Origin of the sequence: Mesorhizobium sp. M1E.F.Ca.ET.045.02.1.1, assembly GCF_003952485.1 — a bacterium.
Lineage (GTDB): Bacteria > Pseudomonadota > Alphaproteobacteria > Rhizobiales > Rhizobiaceae > Mesorhizobium.
In genome coordinates this window covers 7,029,298-7,043,846 of the sequence record NZ_CP034447.1, presented here as the reverse complement: position 1 = coordinate 7,043,846, position 14,549 = coordinate 7,029,298, and the positions used below count along the sequence as shown (strand labels likewise).

General features: G+C 63.9%; 14 protein-coding genes. 8 read left to right on the top strand and 6 right to left on the bottom strand.

All coding sequences use genetic code 11. The features are described 5' to 3' along the window. Positions 1 to 91 precede the first annotated feature (91 nt). Positions 92 to 673: a TetR/AcrR family transcriptional regulator gene (locus EJ070_RS34545; protein WP_126095342.1), complete on the top strand. Its 582-nt coding sequence runs from the start codon at positions 92 to 94 to the stop codon at positions 671 to 673. Positions 674 to 958: 285 nt separating this feature from the next. Here EJ070_RS34545 and EJ070_RS34540 read toward each other — a convergent pair whose 3' ends face one another. From EJ070_RS34540 to EJ070_RS34520, 5 genes are all read right to left on the bottom strand, one after another. Then, positions 959 to 1,981 carry a LacI family DNA-binding transcriptional regulator gene (locus tag EJ070_RS34540; RefSeq protein WP_126095341.1) on the bottom strand — a complete coding sequence of 341 codons (1,023 nt, stop codon included), beginning with the start codon at positions 1,979 to 1,981 and terminating at the stop codon, positions 959 to 961. 61 nt (positions 1,982 to 2,042) lie between these two features. Further along, positions 2,043 to 2,837, bottom strand: a complete 795-nt coding sequence (locus EJ070_RS34535; protein ID WP_126095340.1) for an ATP-binding cassette domain-containing protein — start codon at positions 2,835 to 2,837, stop codon at positions 2,043 to 2,045. A 3-nt stretch (positions 2,838 to 2,840) separates the two neighbouring features. Continuing rightward, the gene (locus EJ070_RS34530; protein ID WP_126095339.1) at positions 2,841 to 3,827 is read right to left on the bottom strand and encodes an ABC transporter permease; all 987 of its coding nucleotides are present in this window, start codon (positions 3,825 to 3,827) and stop codon (positions 2,841 to 2,843) included. A gap of 103 nt (positions 3,828 to 3,930) precedes the next feature. Next, positions 3,931 to 4,863 (bottom strand): substrate-binding domain-containing protein, encoded by a 933-nt coding sequence (locus EJ070_RS34525; RefSeq protein ID WP_126095338.1) that lies wholly within the window; start codon positions 4,861 to 4,863, stop codon positions 3,931 to 3,933. A gap of 272 nt (positions 4,864 to 5,135) precedes the next feature. Continuing rightward, a complete protein-coding gene (locus EJ070_RS34520; protein ID WP_126095337.1) occupies positions 5,136 to 6,293 on the bottom strand; it encodes a fumarylacetoacetate hydrolase family protein in 1,158 nt (385 codons plus the stop codon). A gap of 197 nt (positions 6,294 to 6,490) precedes the next feature. Between EJ070_RS34520 and EJ070_RS34515 the strand changes: the two genes are divergently transcribed. The 6 genes from EJ070_RS34515 (at position 6,491) to EJ070_RS34490 (ending at position 12,549) form a co-directional block, all read left to right on the top strand. Further along, the gene (locus EJ070_RS34515; RefSeq protein WP_126095336.1) at positions 6,491 to 7,774 is read left to right on the top strand and encodes an FAD-dependent oxidoreductase; all 1,284 of its coding nucleotides are present in this window, start codon (positions 6,491 to 6,493) and stop codon (positions 7,772 to 7,774) included. Positions 7,775 to 7,882: 108 nt separating this feature from the next. Continuing rightward, complete coding sequence (locus EJ070_RS34510) at positions 7,883 to 8,770, top strand: ABC transporter permease (protein ID WP_126095335.1); 888 nt, start codon at positions 7,883 to 7,885, stop codon at positions 8,768 to 8,770. Next, the gene (locus EJ070_RS34505) at positions 8,767 to 9,588 is read left to right on the top strand and encodes an ABC transporter permease (protein WP_126095334.1); all 822 of its coding nucleotides are present in this window, start codon (positions 8,767 to 8,769) and stop codon (positions 9,586 to 9,588) included. The genes EJ070_RS34510 and EJ070_RS34505 overlap by 4 nt, the downstream gene beginning before the upstream one ends. A gap of 27 nt (positions 9,589 to 9,615) precedes the next feature. Continuing rightward, on the top strand, positions 9,616 to 10,686 hold the full coding sequence (locus tag EJ070_RS34500) for an ABC transporter substrate-binding protein (protein ID WP_126095333.1): 1,071 nt from the start codon (positions 9,616 to 9,618) through the stop codon (positions 10,684 to 10,686). Between the two features lie 179 nt (positions 10,687 to 10,865). After that, positions 10,866 to 11,474, top strand: coding sequence for a cupin domain-containing protein (locus EJ070_RS34495; protein ID WP_126095332.1), 609 nt, complete (start codon positions 10,866 to 10,868; stop codon positions 11,472 to 11,474). Continuing rightward, positions 11,464 to 12,549 (top strand): ABC transporter ATP-binding protein, encoded by a 1,086-nt coding sequence (locus EJ070_RS34490; protein ID WP_126095331.1) that lies wholly within the window; start codon positions 11,464 to 11,466, stop codon positions 12,547 to 12,549. The genes EJ070_RS34495 and EJ070_RS34490 overlap by 11 nt, the downstream gene beginning before the upstream one ends. 18 nt (positions 12,550 to 12,567) lie before the next feature. Here the strand turns inward: EJ070_RS34490 and EJ070_RS34485 are convergent, their stop codons facing one another. Next, positions 12,568 to 13,269, bottom strand: a complete 702-nt coding sequence (locus EJ070_RS34485; protein WP_189350254.1) for a GntR family transcriptional regulator — start codon at positions 13,267 to 13,269, stop codon at positions 12,568 to 12,570. A 233-nt stretch (positions 13,270 to 13,502) separates the two neighbouring features. On the opposite strand from EJ070_RS34485, the gene EJ070_RS34480 reads away from it, so the two are divergent. Then, entirely contained in the window at positions 13,503 to 14,537 is a 1,035-nt protein-coding gene (locus tag EJ070_RS34480; RefSeq protein WP_126095329.1) for an ABC transporter substrate-binding protein, read from the top strand. Positions 14,538 to 14,549 lie beyond the last annotated feature (12 nt).

The window sequence follows — 14,549 nt, the reverse complement described above, 5'->3', positions numbered from 1 at the left end:
ACCAGTAAGTAACATCTAGAAGTTACAGACCGGTAACACCCTAGTCAAGAGGTGGCCGAGGGTTTTTTGGAAACGACGAAAGGAGATCATGATGACAGACGGCGTCGTGGAGCGTTCTCGCCCCCGGGATCGGATCCTGGAGACGGCGCAGGACATGTTCCACAAGCACGGCATCAAGGGCGTTGGCGTCGACGCCATCACCGAGGCTGCCGGCACCAACAAGATGACGCTCTATCGTCACTTCGAATCCAAGGACGAACTGGTCATCGAATGCCTGCGCGCCACGGCGGCGAAGGCCTCGAGGATATGGGACGAGTTCGAGGCCGAGCATCCGGGCGATAAGCTGGCCCAGTTGCACGCCTGGGTCCGCAAGGCTTCGGAACTGCTCAGCGTCGACAGCCGCGGCTGCGACATGGCCAATGCGGCGGTCGAGCTCACCGAGACCGATCACCCGGCAAGGCGCGTCATCAAGGAACTGAAGGAAGCCCAGCGCGAAAAGCTCGTTGCGCTTTGCCGTGATGCCGGGATTGGCCAGGCGGAGCTTCTCGCCGACACGCTGTCGCTGCTGCTTGAAGGCGCGCGCGTCTCGATGCAGAGCGTCGGCGCCGAAGGACCGAGCGCGCAGTTCGTGCGCATGGCCGAGAGCCTGATTGCGTCCTTCAGGGCGCGCTGAGCGCGCTGCCTACCTGTTCCGAGTTCCGAGCGGACAAAGAAAAGCCCGCTGCCGGGAGGAGGAGGAGGCAGCGGGCTTCGATTTCGAATACGGCGCGGGAGGAGGTGCACCGCATTCATCGTCGGCATCCATCTGGGAGGAGGAGATGGCCGACACCAAAATGTATAAGCGTTGCCCAACGATTCGGCAATCATGAAAGTTGCATAGCTGGTGTGCAGAATTGTCGCATCGCCGACCAATCCTCCGACAAATCCGGACAATGCGCGTTTGCCAGGGCGCGCTAACTCATTGAACCGGCACGTTTTCCTTGAAGATCAGTCGCGGCTCGATGAATTTCTTCGTCAGGTACGGCGCCGATGAGGCGATCGAGCCGAGCAGGCGGATCACCGACTGCTCGGCGATCAGCCGCGCATTCTGGTCGATGACGACGTCGGCGAGGTCGTCGACGAGGTACCGGCGCGTTTCCTTCGTCAGGTCATGGCAGATGAAGATCGGCTTCTTGCGCGGTTTGGCCTCAAGCAGAGCCTTTGCCACGCCAGAGTGCCCCGCGCCGACGCAATAGATGCCGAGCAGTTCCGGCTCGTTGTGCAGCGCCTGCACGGTTGCGCGGTAGCTGGCATCCGGTTCGTCATTGATCTCGACCGCGCTTGAAATGGTGAGATTGGAGAACTCCTCGCTGAGCACCGAGCGGAAGCCCATCTCGCGCTCTTCATGGCCGCGATAGGAGCGCGAGCCGACCACCATCGCCAGATGGCCGGTCCTGCCGCCGAGAAAACGCCCCATCAAGAGCGCCGCCGTGCGCCCGGCGACCCGATTGTCGATGCCGACATAGGCCGAGCGGGGTGCAGCCGGCACGTCGGAGACGAGGGTAACCAGCCGGATGCCCGCCTCGACGAGCTCGCGCAGGATGTTGCGCGTGCGCGGATGGTCTACGGCGATGACGCCGACGCCGTTGGCCTTGAGCGAGAGGTTCTCGACCGCGCCCTGCAGCGCGCCGGGCGAAATGCCCGCGAGATTGTGGATGCGGCAGGAGGCGACCAGCGGCAGGCGCGCGGCATAGTCTTCGATGTGATGGGCGAGATCGGCCATGAAGGCGTTGCTGCCGATCGGCAGGAAGAATTCCAGATGCGCCGGCTTCGACGGCAGCACGACCTGGTCGAGCGTCGGCAGATAGCCGAGCTGCTTGGCCGCCTCCATCACCCGCTGCCGGTTGGCAGCACTCGCGCCCGGACGGTTGTTGAGCACCCTGTCGACCGTCGCGGTCGACAGGCCGCAGCTCCGGGCGATGTCGGCTACGGTGGCTTTCATGGGTCCAGTCATAGGATGGGATGCGAGCGCCTGTCAGGCCAAAATCAACTCCAGGCTAAAATCAGCCATGCGGTCTTGGGCCTTCGGCGATGGCGTCGCGGATCTCCTTGTCCGACATGCCGGTGATGATGCGCTCGACCTCGGCGACGGTGGTCTGCTTCGGGTCGATGTCGTCGGCCACCACCTTGCCTCGGCGCATCACCACGATGCGGTCCACCACCTGGAAGACATGGTGGATGTTGTGGGCGATGAAGATGCAGGAGTGGCCGGAATCGCGGGCACTGCGCACGAAGCTCAGCACGCCTTGCGTCTCGGCGACGCCGAGATTGTTGGTCGGCTCGTCGAGGATGATGAGATCGCTGTCGAAATGCATGGCGCGCGCGATCGCCACCGCCTGCCGCTCGCCGCCCGACAGCGAGCCGATCGGCGTCGTCGGCGGGATGTTCTTCGAGATGCCGACTTGTTTCAGCAGGTCGCGCGCCACCGAGTTCATCGCCTCCTGATCCATTCGGTTGAGGAAGCGCGGCGGCTTGATCGGCTCGCGACCGAGGAACAGGTTGCGCGCGATCGATAGCTGCGTGACGAGAGCCGAGTCCTGGTAAATGGTCTCGATGCCCTCAGCGATGGCGTCGCTGGTGCTGCGGAAATCCACCTTCTTGCCGCGAACGAAGATATCGCCGCTGGTCAGCGGCACCGCGCCCGACAGCACCTTGATCAGGGTCGACTTGCCGGCGCCGTTATCGCCGAGCAGGCCGACGATCTCCCGTTCGTTGACATGGAAGTTGGCATCCACCAGCGCTTGCACGCGCCCGTAGGACTTGCGGATGTTCGTCATGCGGATGAGCGGTTCGGCCATAGGTCAAGTCCCTGCCTGGTGCCGGCGTTCGAGCCATGAATGCAGCGCCATCATGCCAAGGATGATCGCGCCGATGAAGATGTTGTAGGCGAGCCCCGGCACGCCGATCAGCACGATGCCGTTGCGCATGACGCGCAGGATCAGGATGCCGAGCACCGTGCCGATGATGGTGCCGCGTCCGCCGGTCAGCGCCGTGCCGCCGATCACCACCATGGCGATCACCTCGAGCTCGTAGCCGGTACCGCTGTTCGGGTTGGCGGCCGAGGTGCGCAGCGACGAGATGACGCCGGCCAGCGATGCCATCACCGCCGAGAGGATGAACAGGCCGACCTTGACGCGGCTGACATTGACGCCGCGCGCACGCGCCGCATTGGGATTGCCGCCGGCCGCCTGGATCCAGTTGCCGGTGCGGCTTTGCGTCAGCACATAGCCCAGCACGATCGCCGCGCCGATGAACCAGAACAGCGATGCATAGATGCGGAACGGCCCGATGTAGAAATCGCCGACCAGCATGTCCGCCAGCCAGCTTCCTTCGGCGCTCCAGGTGCGCTGCGGAAAGCCGTCGGTTACGAACAGCGCGGTGCCGCGCACCACCAGGAGCATGCCGAGCGTGACCAGGAAGGACGGGATCTTGAGCTTGGTGACGAACCAGCCATTGACCAGTCCGATGATGGCCGCGACCACCAGCGCGATGGCGAAACCCATCTCCAGCGAAGTGACGCCGCCGTTGAACAGCGTCCACATCAGCACCGGCGAGAAGCCAAACAATGAGCCGACCGAGAGGTCGAATTCGCCCGATGTCATCAGCAGGGTCATCGCCAGCGCGATCAGGCCGAGCTCGACGGTGAAGGCGAGGATGTTGGAGATGTTCTGCGGCGACAGGAAATCCGGATTGATGCCCCAGAAGACGACGAGTTCGACGATCAGCAGCACCAGCGGGCCGAATTCCGGCCGCGCGATGAAACTTTGGATGAAGGAACGGTTTTCCATGGAGTCCGCGACGTGAATGAACTTGGCTGAAGCCCGCGCGGCGGCAGGCCCGGCGAAAGGAATGGCCGTGGCCGCGGAGGCGGCCACGGCCATCGGTCGCGGATTACTTGCCGGACAGGATCTTATCGTAGACGCCGGCGGTGTCCTTTTCATAGAGCGCGCCGGTGATCACGTTGAAGCCCGGAGGAATGCCGGCAGAGGCCATCGCGGCAAGCGACAGCGCGACATAGCTGGTCGCCTGCGGGTCCTGCCACTGCGCCGCGTTGACATAGCCGTTGAGCACTTCCTGGGTGGTGTCGAGCGAGTTGCCCCAGCCGACGACCGGAATCTCACCCGGCTTGACGCCGACCTGGTCGAACACGCGTTTGATCGAGCCGGTGACGAGGTCGCCGAGGCCGATAATCGCCTTCACCTTGCCCTTGTGGGCGGTGAGGTAGTCGACCATGCGGTTGATCACTTCGGCTTGGTCGAGCGTCGCTTCGGTCACCTCATAGGTGATGCCGAGCGGCCCGAACACGCTCTTGATGCCTTCCTCTTCCTGCACGCCATAGGTGGCGCCGGGAACTTCGACGGGCATCCAGACGAAGTCGCCCTTCTTCACCAGGCCCTTGTCGACCAGATATTGCGCCCAATGCTTGCCGAACGTCGTGTTGTCGCCGCCGACATAGGCGTTGAAGTTCGCCTTCGGGTCGGGCGTGTTGAAGTTGATGATCGGGATGTTGGCCGCGCGCGCCTCCTTGGCCAGTTCGATCAGGCTGCCCGGATCGGGGCTGGTGGTGGCGATGCCATCGGCCTTGGCCGAGATGGCGGCGCGGATAGCTTCCTGCTGCGAGGCGACGTCGCCATTGTGGAACGAGGTGTTCACGGTGTTGCCGGTGTCTTTCGCCCATTGCTTGGCGCCGGCCAGGAAGTAGGTCCAGACCGGATCGGCGGGGCCGCCATGCGAAATCCAGTAGAACGTCTTGGCCTCGGCCATCGCCGGAATGGCGAGTGCCGCGATCAAGCCAAGCACGAGCAGTTTCAGCCTCGAAAGCATTCGATTTCCTCCCATGTTGAAAACTTTCCTCCACATCAGGCGCGATGGGCCCCAAGGACCGCATCTCCTGCCAGCGCCGACCGGATGCATTAGAGCATTCCCTTTTTCGGTCGCTGACAAGCCTTCATCGCCAATGGATGTTGGCACAGCGAAGCGCGCCATCAGCAATCCCATCAGATTGCATCAGTTCAGGTGCTATTTTCCTGGGCAAGCGGTGCCGTCGGCCCGTCAGTTGCCGGACCGTATGTGGTCTAACGGGCTCCGGTGCGATGCTAGAGGAGTCCGGCCCCGGCAAGGTCGCGCATGAGATGGCTGGCGCCGTAGGTCCAGTGCGGACAATCGGGCGACAGGCGCACGCGGTTGACCAGCGCGCCGAGCTTTTCCGACGAGATGGTGACGATGTCGCCGACCTTGTGGGTAAAACCCTTGCCCTTCTCGCCGCGGTCCTTCGACGGCACGAACATTGTGCCGAGATAGAGCGCCAGCCCGTCCGGATATTGATGATGCGGCCCCATCGCCGCCTTGACCAGTTCTTCCGGCGAGCGGCTGATTTCCGCCATCGAGCTTGCGCCCTCCAGCGAGAACCCGTCCTCGCCCTCGACACTGAGCCGCACCGTGGCGCGCTTCACGTCGGCAATGGAAAAGGTCTCGTCGAAGAGCCGGATGAACGGTCCGAGCGCGGCGGAGGCATTGTTATCCTTGGCCTTGCCGAGCAGCAGCGCCGAGCGCCCCTCGACGTCACGCAGATTGACGTCGTTGCCGAGCGTGGCGCCGACGATGCGACCCGAGCTGTCGGCGATCATGGCGATCTCCGGCTCCGGATTGTTCCAGGTGGAGACGGGATGCAAGCCGACATCGGCGCCGAAGCCGACGGAGGCCATCGGCTGGCACTTGGTGAAGATCTCGGCATCGGGACCGATGCCCACTTCCAGATATTGCGACCAGGCGCCACGCTGAATGAGCTTCGCCTTGATCTCCATCGCTTCCGGCGAGCCGGGTTTCAGCTTCGAGAGGTCGTGGCCGATCAATCCGGCGATGTCGGCGCGAATGGCGTCGGCCTTTTCCGCCGAGCCGCGCGCCTGTTCCTCGATGACGCGTTCGAGCAGGCTGACGACGAAGGTCACGCCTGAAGCTTTCACCGCCTGCAGGTCGACTGGCGAAAGCAGGATGGGCTTCTTCGCGTTGCGCTTCGCCTCGAAGCTGTTGGCCGCGATCTCCTCGAGCGACCCGATCGTCTTGCCCTTGGCCGAGCGCACATAGTCGGACGGATCCTTCAGCTCGCAGAGGTCACGCACCGTGGGCGCGGCGTTCGACGTGATGTCGATGACCTCGCCGCCTCGCACCGTGACAACCCGCGGATGGGAGGCTTCGCCGGTCCTGACGCGGCCGACGAAAAGACCATCGGCAGGGAGGTGGGTTGGGTCGGTCATCGTCTTGTCTCCTCTCGATTTTGCGGGCGGCACTTTCCCCGGATTTTGCCCAAACGTCTATCCCGTTGATGGCATCGTTTGTGGGCCAACGGGCTTGCTGTCTCAAAGCATAGGCAGACTGGCCCAAGTGAAACGCGCTTTCAAATTCGTGAAATCTAAAATAGAATTTTCATGAAGCGTCGAACGCTAGGTGATCCTTGCCTGCAGCCTTTTCCGATCCGATCTGGCGGAAGCCTCAGACAGCTCCGGCATTCCAGTCCGAGCTGTCGGCCGGCGGCACGCTCGATGCTGTGATCGTCGGCGGCGGCATCATGGGCCTGTCGACCGCCTTGCATGCGGCCCGCGCCGGGCTTTCGATCCAGGTGCTGGATGCCGGCGCGATCGGGCAGGGCGCGTCCGGCTTGAATGGCGGTCAGGTCATTCCCGGCCTCAAATACGATCCGGAATGGCTGATCGAGCATTTCGGCAAGGAGCGCGGCGATGCCCTGGTCGACTTCGCCGCCTCGACGGCCGATGCGGTGTTCGATGTGATCTGCGACGAGAAGCTCGCGGTGCCGTTCACACGCAACGGCTGGATACAGGCCGCGCATACTGAAACCGCCTTGAAGGCGGCGGCCAATCGCGACCGGCAGTGGCGGGCGCGCGGCGCCGACGTCAAGCTGCTCGACCAGACCGAGATCGCGGCGATGACCGGCGCCAAGGGCTATCTCGGCGGCTGGCTCGACCGCCGCGCCGGCGTCGTCGATCCGCTTTCCTACACGCTGGAGCTGGCGCGCGTCGCCGCGGCTGCCGGGGCGAAGATCGCAGAACGGCAGAAGGTGGTGAAACTCGGCAAGCAAGCGGCCCTCTGGCGGGTTTCGATCCAAGGCGGCGCCGAGCTGCACGCGAAATCGGTCTTGCTCGCCACCAATGCCTATACGGACGGCCTGCTGCCCGGCCTTGCGCAGACGATCGTGCCGCTGCATTCCTTCCAGATCGCCACGGCGCCCCTACCGGCTGATCTCGGCGCCAGCATCCTGCCCGATGGCCAAGCCGTCTCGGATTCGCATCGCATTCTCGTCTACTACCGCAAGAGCGCCGATGGCCGGCTGGTGCTCGGCGGCCGCGGCCGCATGGCCCTGCCGTCCAGCGCTGCGGACTGGGCGCATCTCGAACGCGCGCTCATTCGCCTCTATCCCGCGCTTGGCGGCATCGCGATCGAAAAGCGCTGGTTCGGGCGCGTCACGATGACGCCGGATCACCTGCCGCATCTGCATGAACCGGAAAAGGGCCTGCTCGCCGTGGTCGGCTGCCAGGGCAGGGGCGTCGGCTTGATGAGCGCGCTGGGCAAGCGCATGGCGAACTATCTGGCGAGCGGCGATACCAGGCAATTGCCGTTCCTGCTTTCGCCGATCCGGCCGATCCCGTTCCACGCCTTCCGCCAGGTCGGCGTCGCCGCGACCATCGCCTGGTACCGGATGCTCGACGCATTCGAGCGCTGACGCCGAACGCGTGCAGCGCAGAAGCGATTCTACTTGACAGTTTCATGAATATGAAAAAGCATTGGACGATTTCAAAAATCCGATGGGCAGCCCCCAATAGGCACTCAGATGTCGACCATCGTTGCAGCGCGGCCATCGCCGGAATCCCGCATCTCGCCGGTCTTCCGTTTCGCCATGCTGCTGCCGGGCGGGCTGGTCACCTTCTTCCTGATCCTGTTCGCGCTCGGCCTGGTGATCTTTCTCGCCTTTAGGAGCAATGACGGCTCACTGCTCGGCGCCGGCCTGACGGCCGCCAATTTCGTCACCGTTGCCACCGATCCGCTCTACTGGACGGTGACGCTGCGCTCGCTGGTGATCGCCGGCCTGGTGACGCTGGCAACCGTCGTCACCGCCTATCCGGTCGCCTACTACCTCGCCTTCCATGCCGGGCGCCGACGCAACCTGCTGCTCTTCCTGGTCACGCTGCCGTTCTGGACCAGTTATCTTTTGCGCGTCTTCGCCTGGAAGATCGTGCTTGCCTATAATGGCGTGCTGAATTCGGCTTTCATCGAAAGCGGCCTCTGGTCGGAGCCGACGCTGGCCTTCCTCAACACGCCGGCCGCGGTGGTGGTGACGCTCGCTCACGCCTACGCGCCCTTCGCCATCCTGCCGATCTACGTGGCGCTGGACACCATTCCGAAATCACTTCTCGAAGCCGCCTCCGATCTCGGCGCGCGACCTTTCACGTCGTTCCGCCGCGTCGTGCTGCCGAACTCGATGCCTGGCGTCTTGGCAGCAGCGCTCGTCGTTTTCGTGCCGACGGTCGGCGACTATGTTACGCCGGCGATGGTCGGCGGCCCGACCAGCACCATGATCGGCACGCTGATTCAGTCGCAATTCGGCAAGGCCAATGACTGGCCGTTCGGGGCGGCGCTCTCGGTCTGCGTCATGCTGGTGATCCTGTGCGTGGTGCTGGTCGCGCGCGGCGCCGACCGCAGATTTGGCAGCCGCACATGAGCGAAGCGCGCACAGAGGCAAATGCAGGCGGCCGCTGGCTCGGCCTCTACGTGCTTGCTTATCTCGTCTTCCTCTATCTGCCGATCCTGCTGATCCCGCTGTTTTCCTTCAACGATTCCATCCAGGCGGCATTTCCGCTGCAGGGTTTTACGCTCGGTTGGTATGAGACGCTCTACGGCAATCCCGCACTTTCGGGCGCTTTGGCCAACAGCCTGGTCATCGGCGTCATCGCCGCCTCCGGCGCGACGCTCTGTGGCATCACCGTCTCCTATATGGACCTTTACGGCCGCTCGCCGCTCGCGGCCACGATCAGCGCCGTCGCCCGGCTGCCGATCCTGATTCCCGGCGTCATCGTCGGTATTTCGCTGCTTATCCTGGTCAACCTTATCGGCCTCGGCCCGTCGCGCGTCGCCATCGTGCTCGGCCATATCCTGGCGGCGCTGCCCACGACGGTGGTGGTGATGCGCAGCCGCTTCGCCGCCATTCCAAAAACCATCCGCGAGGCGGCGCTCGACCTCGGCGCCTCCGACTGGACGACGTTCCGGCGCGTCATGCTGCCGCTGAGTATGCCGGCGGTGCTGTCGGCCTTCATGCTCGCCTTCCTGACTTCCTTCGACGAGTTCATCGTCGTCTTCTTCCTGGCCGGCACCGAGCCGACGCTGCCGCTCTACATCTGGAGCCAGCTTCGCTTCCCGCGCTCGCTGCCGACCGTGATGGCGCTCGGCACTGTGATCCTCACCGTGTCCTTCATCATCGCCGCCCTCGCCGAAATCCTGCGCCATCGCGGTCTTGGCGCCGCGCGCCGCAATCCAGCCTGAACCACAACAAAGAAGAGGAGAACGAAAATGACATTCCACCTGAAATCGATCGCCGGACACAGAGCCCGGACCGGCCTTGCCGCACTGGCATTGGCCCTGTCGTCGACCGTCGCTTTGGCCGCCGACAAGCTGCAATACTTCACCTGGTCGGGCTACGAGCTGCCGGACTTCAACAAGAGCTTCCTCGCCGCGCATCCGGACGGCGTCGAGGCGACGATCTTCGGCGATGACGACGATGCCTTCACCAAGGTCAAGGCCGGTTTCCGGCCGGACATTGCGCATCCCTGCTACGACAAGGTGGCGCGCTGGAACAAGGAAGGCCTGCTGCAGCCGATCGACACCAAGCGCATCAAGAACTGGGATTCGATCTTCCCGGTTTTCAAGAACCTGCCCGACCTGCAGGTCGGCGATGGCAAGGTCTGGATGGTGCCGTGGGACTGGGGCAACACCTCGATCCTCTACCGCACCGATCTGGTGAAGAACCCCGAGGCGAGCTGGACCCTTCTGTGGGACAAGCAATATGCCGGACGCATGGCGACCATCGACGCCGTCCACGACACGCCGATCGTCGCCGCACTTCTGGCAGGCGTGAACCCCTTCGACATGACGCCTGAGCAGATAGAGAAGGTCGCCGCGAAGTTGCGCGAGCAACGGCCGCTGCTGTCGAGCTACACCACCGACATGACCTCGGTGGAACAGGCGCTGGCGAGCGGCCAGCTGGTCGCGGCCATGACCTGGAACGCGTCCGCCACCTCGCTGAAGAAGCAGGGCGTCCCGGTGGAATTCATGAAGCCGAAGGAAGGCATGCTCACCTGGGCCTGCGGCTTCGTCATGCTGAAGGACGCCAAGAACGTCGACCTCGCCTATGACTTCATCAACAGCCGGCTCGATGCCGACTCGGGCAAGTATCTGATCCAGTCCTATGGCTATGGCAGCTCGCTCTCAACCGCCTTCGCCGGCGTGTCGAAGGACGAGCTGGAGAAGCTGCAGCTGCCGGCGGACCCGGACGTGATGCTGAAGAGCACCATCTTCACCGGACCGATGAAGCAGAATGACGACGTCGCCAAGATGTTCGAAAAGGTGAAGGCCGGCGGGTGAGCTGAGACGCCCCCTTCTCCCCTTGTGGGAGAAGGTGGCCGCGCAGCGGCCGGATGAGGGGTGTTCCAGGGAAAGCCAACGTCTCACTCCGCTGGAACACCCCTCATCCGTCTCGGCGCTATCGCGCCGATCCACCTTCTCCCACAAGGGGAGAAGGGAAAGACAACGAGGACGAACGCATGGACATTTTCGACGAAGCCGCCGACAGGCCGAAGGACGAGGCCGATGTGCGCGTCGGCCGGCGCGTGCGGGCGCTCAGGTTAGAGCGCAAGCTGTCGCTGGCCGAGCTTGCCGCCAAGGCCGGCATATCCATCGGCGCGCTCAGCCAAATCGAGCGCGGCATGTCCTCGCTGCGCGTCAAGGTGATCTGGCCGCTTGCCGCCGCTCTCGACATCGAACCCTCCGCGCTGATCACCGACGGCAACGAGGCGGTCAACGACCTCTATTGCGTGCGCGCCGACAAGCGGCGCGCGATCCCGGTCAAGTCGGAAGGCATCGCCAAGGCGCTGCTGTCGCCGCCCGCCGCGACGCTCACCGGTATGCTGGTCACGGTCGAGGCCGGCGGCGGCACTGCCGAGGCATACGCCCATGCCGGCCACGAATTCGGCTTCGTGATGACGGGCGAAGTCGAGCTGGTGGTGGATGCGACGACCTACCTGCTCAAGGCCGGCGACAGTTTTGCGTTCAAGAGCACGCTGCTGCACGCTTTCCGCAACCCCGGCGCCGAGCGCTGCCAGATCCTCTGGGTCAACACCACCAAGCCGTCCGAGGTGCGCGATGGCGCCTGATGCGCTCGTCCGGCTTCAGAAAGTATCGAAGGTCTTTCCGGGCGGAGTGGTCGGCCTCGATGCCGTCGACCTCGATATTGCTCCGGGCGAGTTCCTCACTCTGCTCGGCCCCTCCGGCTGCGGCAAGACGACGAGCCTGCGCGTCATCGCCGGCTTCGAGAGCCCGACCAGCGGCAGGGTTCAGCTTGAAGGCTGCGACATCACGGGCCTGAGGCCCTTCGACCGTCCGGTCAACACCGTCTTCCAGGACTATGCGTTGTTCCCGCACATGGATGTCGCGGCCAATGTCGGCTTCGGCCTGTCGCTGCGAAAGCTGTCGGGCGCCGAGCAGGCGCGTCGCGTCGGCGAAGCGCTCGACATGGTAGGCCTCGCCGACAAGCTGCGCGCCCGTATCTCCGAGCTGTCAGGCGGCCAGCGCCAGCGCGTGGCGCTCGCCCGCGCCATCGTCTGCGAGCCGCGCGTGCTGTTGCTCGACGAGCCGCTGTCGGCGCTCGATGCGCATCTGCGCGAGCAGATGCAGGTGGAGCTGAAGCGACTGCAGTCGCGGCTTGGCACCACTTTCGTCATGGTCACCCACGACCAGACCGAGGCGCTGTCGATCTCCGACCGCATCGTCGTCATGAACAAGGGCCGCATCGAGCAGATCGCGCCGCCGGCAACACTTTACGACCGGCCAGCGACGCGCTTCGTCGCCTCTTTCATCGGCACCATGAATCTCTTGCAGTCGCGCTTTGTCGCCCGCGACGGCGAGCGCCTGCGCTTTACCGCCGGCACGCTGCCGCTGGAGGCTATTTCCGACACCGGCGAGATGCCGGCCGCGGGCGATACGCGCACCCTTGGCGTGCGTCCAGAGGATCTTCTGGCAGCCACCGAGGCCGCCGACGGCACAGCGCCGGCACGGGTGAGCGGCATCGTCTTTCACGGCCGCACACTGCGCCTTCACGCCGAGCTGGGGCAGGGGACCTCGATCGTCATCGACGCGCCGCGCCGCGCCGACGGCTCTCAATTCCGCGTCGGCGACGTCGCGCATATCAGCCTGCGGCACGGCGCCAACTGCCCGATGCTTCCCAGCTGATGCGATAGAGCGCCTGGTTCAGGACGCCTTGGCGAAGAACCCCTGATAGTCGGATTTGGCCTGCAGCAGGCGCAGGATGTTTTCGCGTGAGCCGCGCACATGCGCGCGGGCGCGCTCGCCGGCTAAAGCGACATCGCCGTCACAGATCGCATCGACGATGCCGGTGTGCTCCTCGCGGGTGGGCTTCCATTCATCCAGCCAAAGAAGCTCCGTCCAGACATATTGCTGGCACTTGTCGAGTATGCCGCAGAGCATGCCGTAGAGCATCTCGTTGCCGCTGATCTCGGCGATCACCCGGTGCAGGTCGATGCCGACCTGCAATTCCTCGAATTTCTCCCGCGTGCTGCGGTCGGGGATCGCCGCCAGCCGCTCACATTCGGCGAGCATGCCGCGCAGCTTCGCCTTGTCGGCGGCGCTCGCGTTGGCCGCCGCCAGCTCGGTCGCGCGCCCGTCGAGCAGCTCGCGGATGTCGAAGGCCTCGCGGAACATGGTCAGGTTGAATTCGGCAACCACATAGCCCTGGCGCGGGCGCCCTATCACCAGACCGTCGCGTTCCAGCCGGTTGAAGGCCTCGCGCACCGGCGTGCGGCTCACCTTCAGGCGCTCGGCGATCTCGTTTTCCGTGACGCGGCCGCCCGGCGGGATCTGCCCGGTGATGATCATCGCCTTCAGCTTCTCGAACACGGAGTCGCGCAGCGTGTTTTTCCGTTCCTTGCTCAAGCGTCCCGCCTCCAACGGTCCATCGCAGAATCACAGTCTAGTGCATTTTAGCGCCTGCTTGAAACAGGACCGTTTCGCCAGAAACAGGCGCTCCGAGCCGAGCCTCGTTTTATCGCCGCCGAAAAACACACGACTCGTGTTGACATCGGCTTCCTACGAATTACACTCAAAATTGTATACAAATTCGCATACCAAATCAACGATAACGGGAACACCGGTTGGAGAAGCGAAAAATGACGAAGAGACTTTGCATTCACGGCCTTGCCGGCCTGCTGGCTTCGGTCGCCGTTCCGGCATCGGCCGCCGACACCATCACCGTCGCCTCATGGGGCGGCACCTATCAGGAAGCGCAAACCAAAGCTTTCTTCGATCCGACGGCGAAGGACCTCGGCATCACCATCAAGCAGGACACCACCAACGGCCTTGACGACGTCCGCCTGCAGGTCACCGGCAACGCAGTCAAATGGGATATCACCGAGCTCGGCGCCGACGAATGCGCGCGCGGTTCCAAGGAAGGCCTGTTCGAGAAGCTTGACTACAACCTAATCGACAAAAGCGGCATCAACCCGAAGCTCGTCCATGACGACTGGGTGGGCATCTCCTACACCTCCGTCGTGCTGATCTACCGCACCGATGTTTTCGGCGACAAGGGACCGAAGAGCTGGGCCGACTTCTGGGATGTCGAGAAGTTCCCCGGCCGCCGCGCCCTTTCCGGCAGCCAGGCGACGGAAACGCTGAGCGTCGCCGCCCTCGCCAAGGGCACGCCGATCGACAAGGTCTATCCGGTCGACATCGACGGCGCGCTGCAATCCGTCGACAAGGTCCGTGGCCATATCGATGCCTGGTGGACCTCCGGCGCGCAGGCCATGCAGCTCGTCAAGGACGGCGAGGTCGATATGGCGAGCATCTGGAACGGCCGCGCCGGCACTTTGCGAAAGGAAGGCGCGCCCGTCAGCTTCTCCTTCGACCAGGGCGTGCTGACCGCCGACTGCATGGTCATCCCGAAGGGTTCGAAGAACAAGGACATCGCCATGAAGGCGCTGGCCAAATTCGTCAGCCCCGACCTCCAGGCCAACCTGCCGCTCTATGTCGACAACGGCCCGGCCAACGAGAAGGCCTTCGAGACCGGCAAGATCCCGCCGGAGCGGATCAAGGACATCAACTCCTCGCCGGAAAACGTCAAGAAGCAGGTGCTGCAGGATCCGGAGTTCTGGCGCGACAACCTCGTCGAAGCGACCGAGAAGTTCAACAACCTGATCCAGCAATAGCGGGCCCGCCGG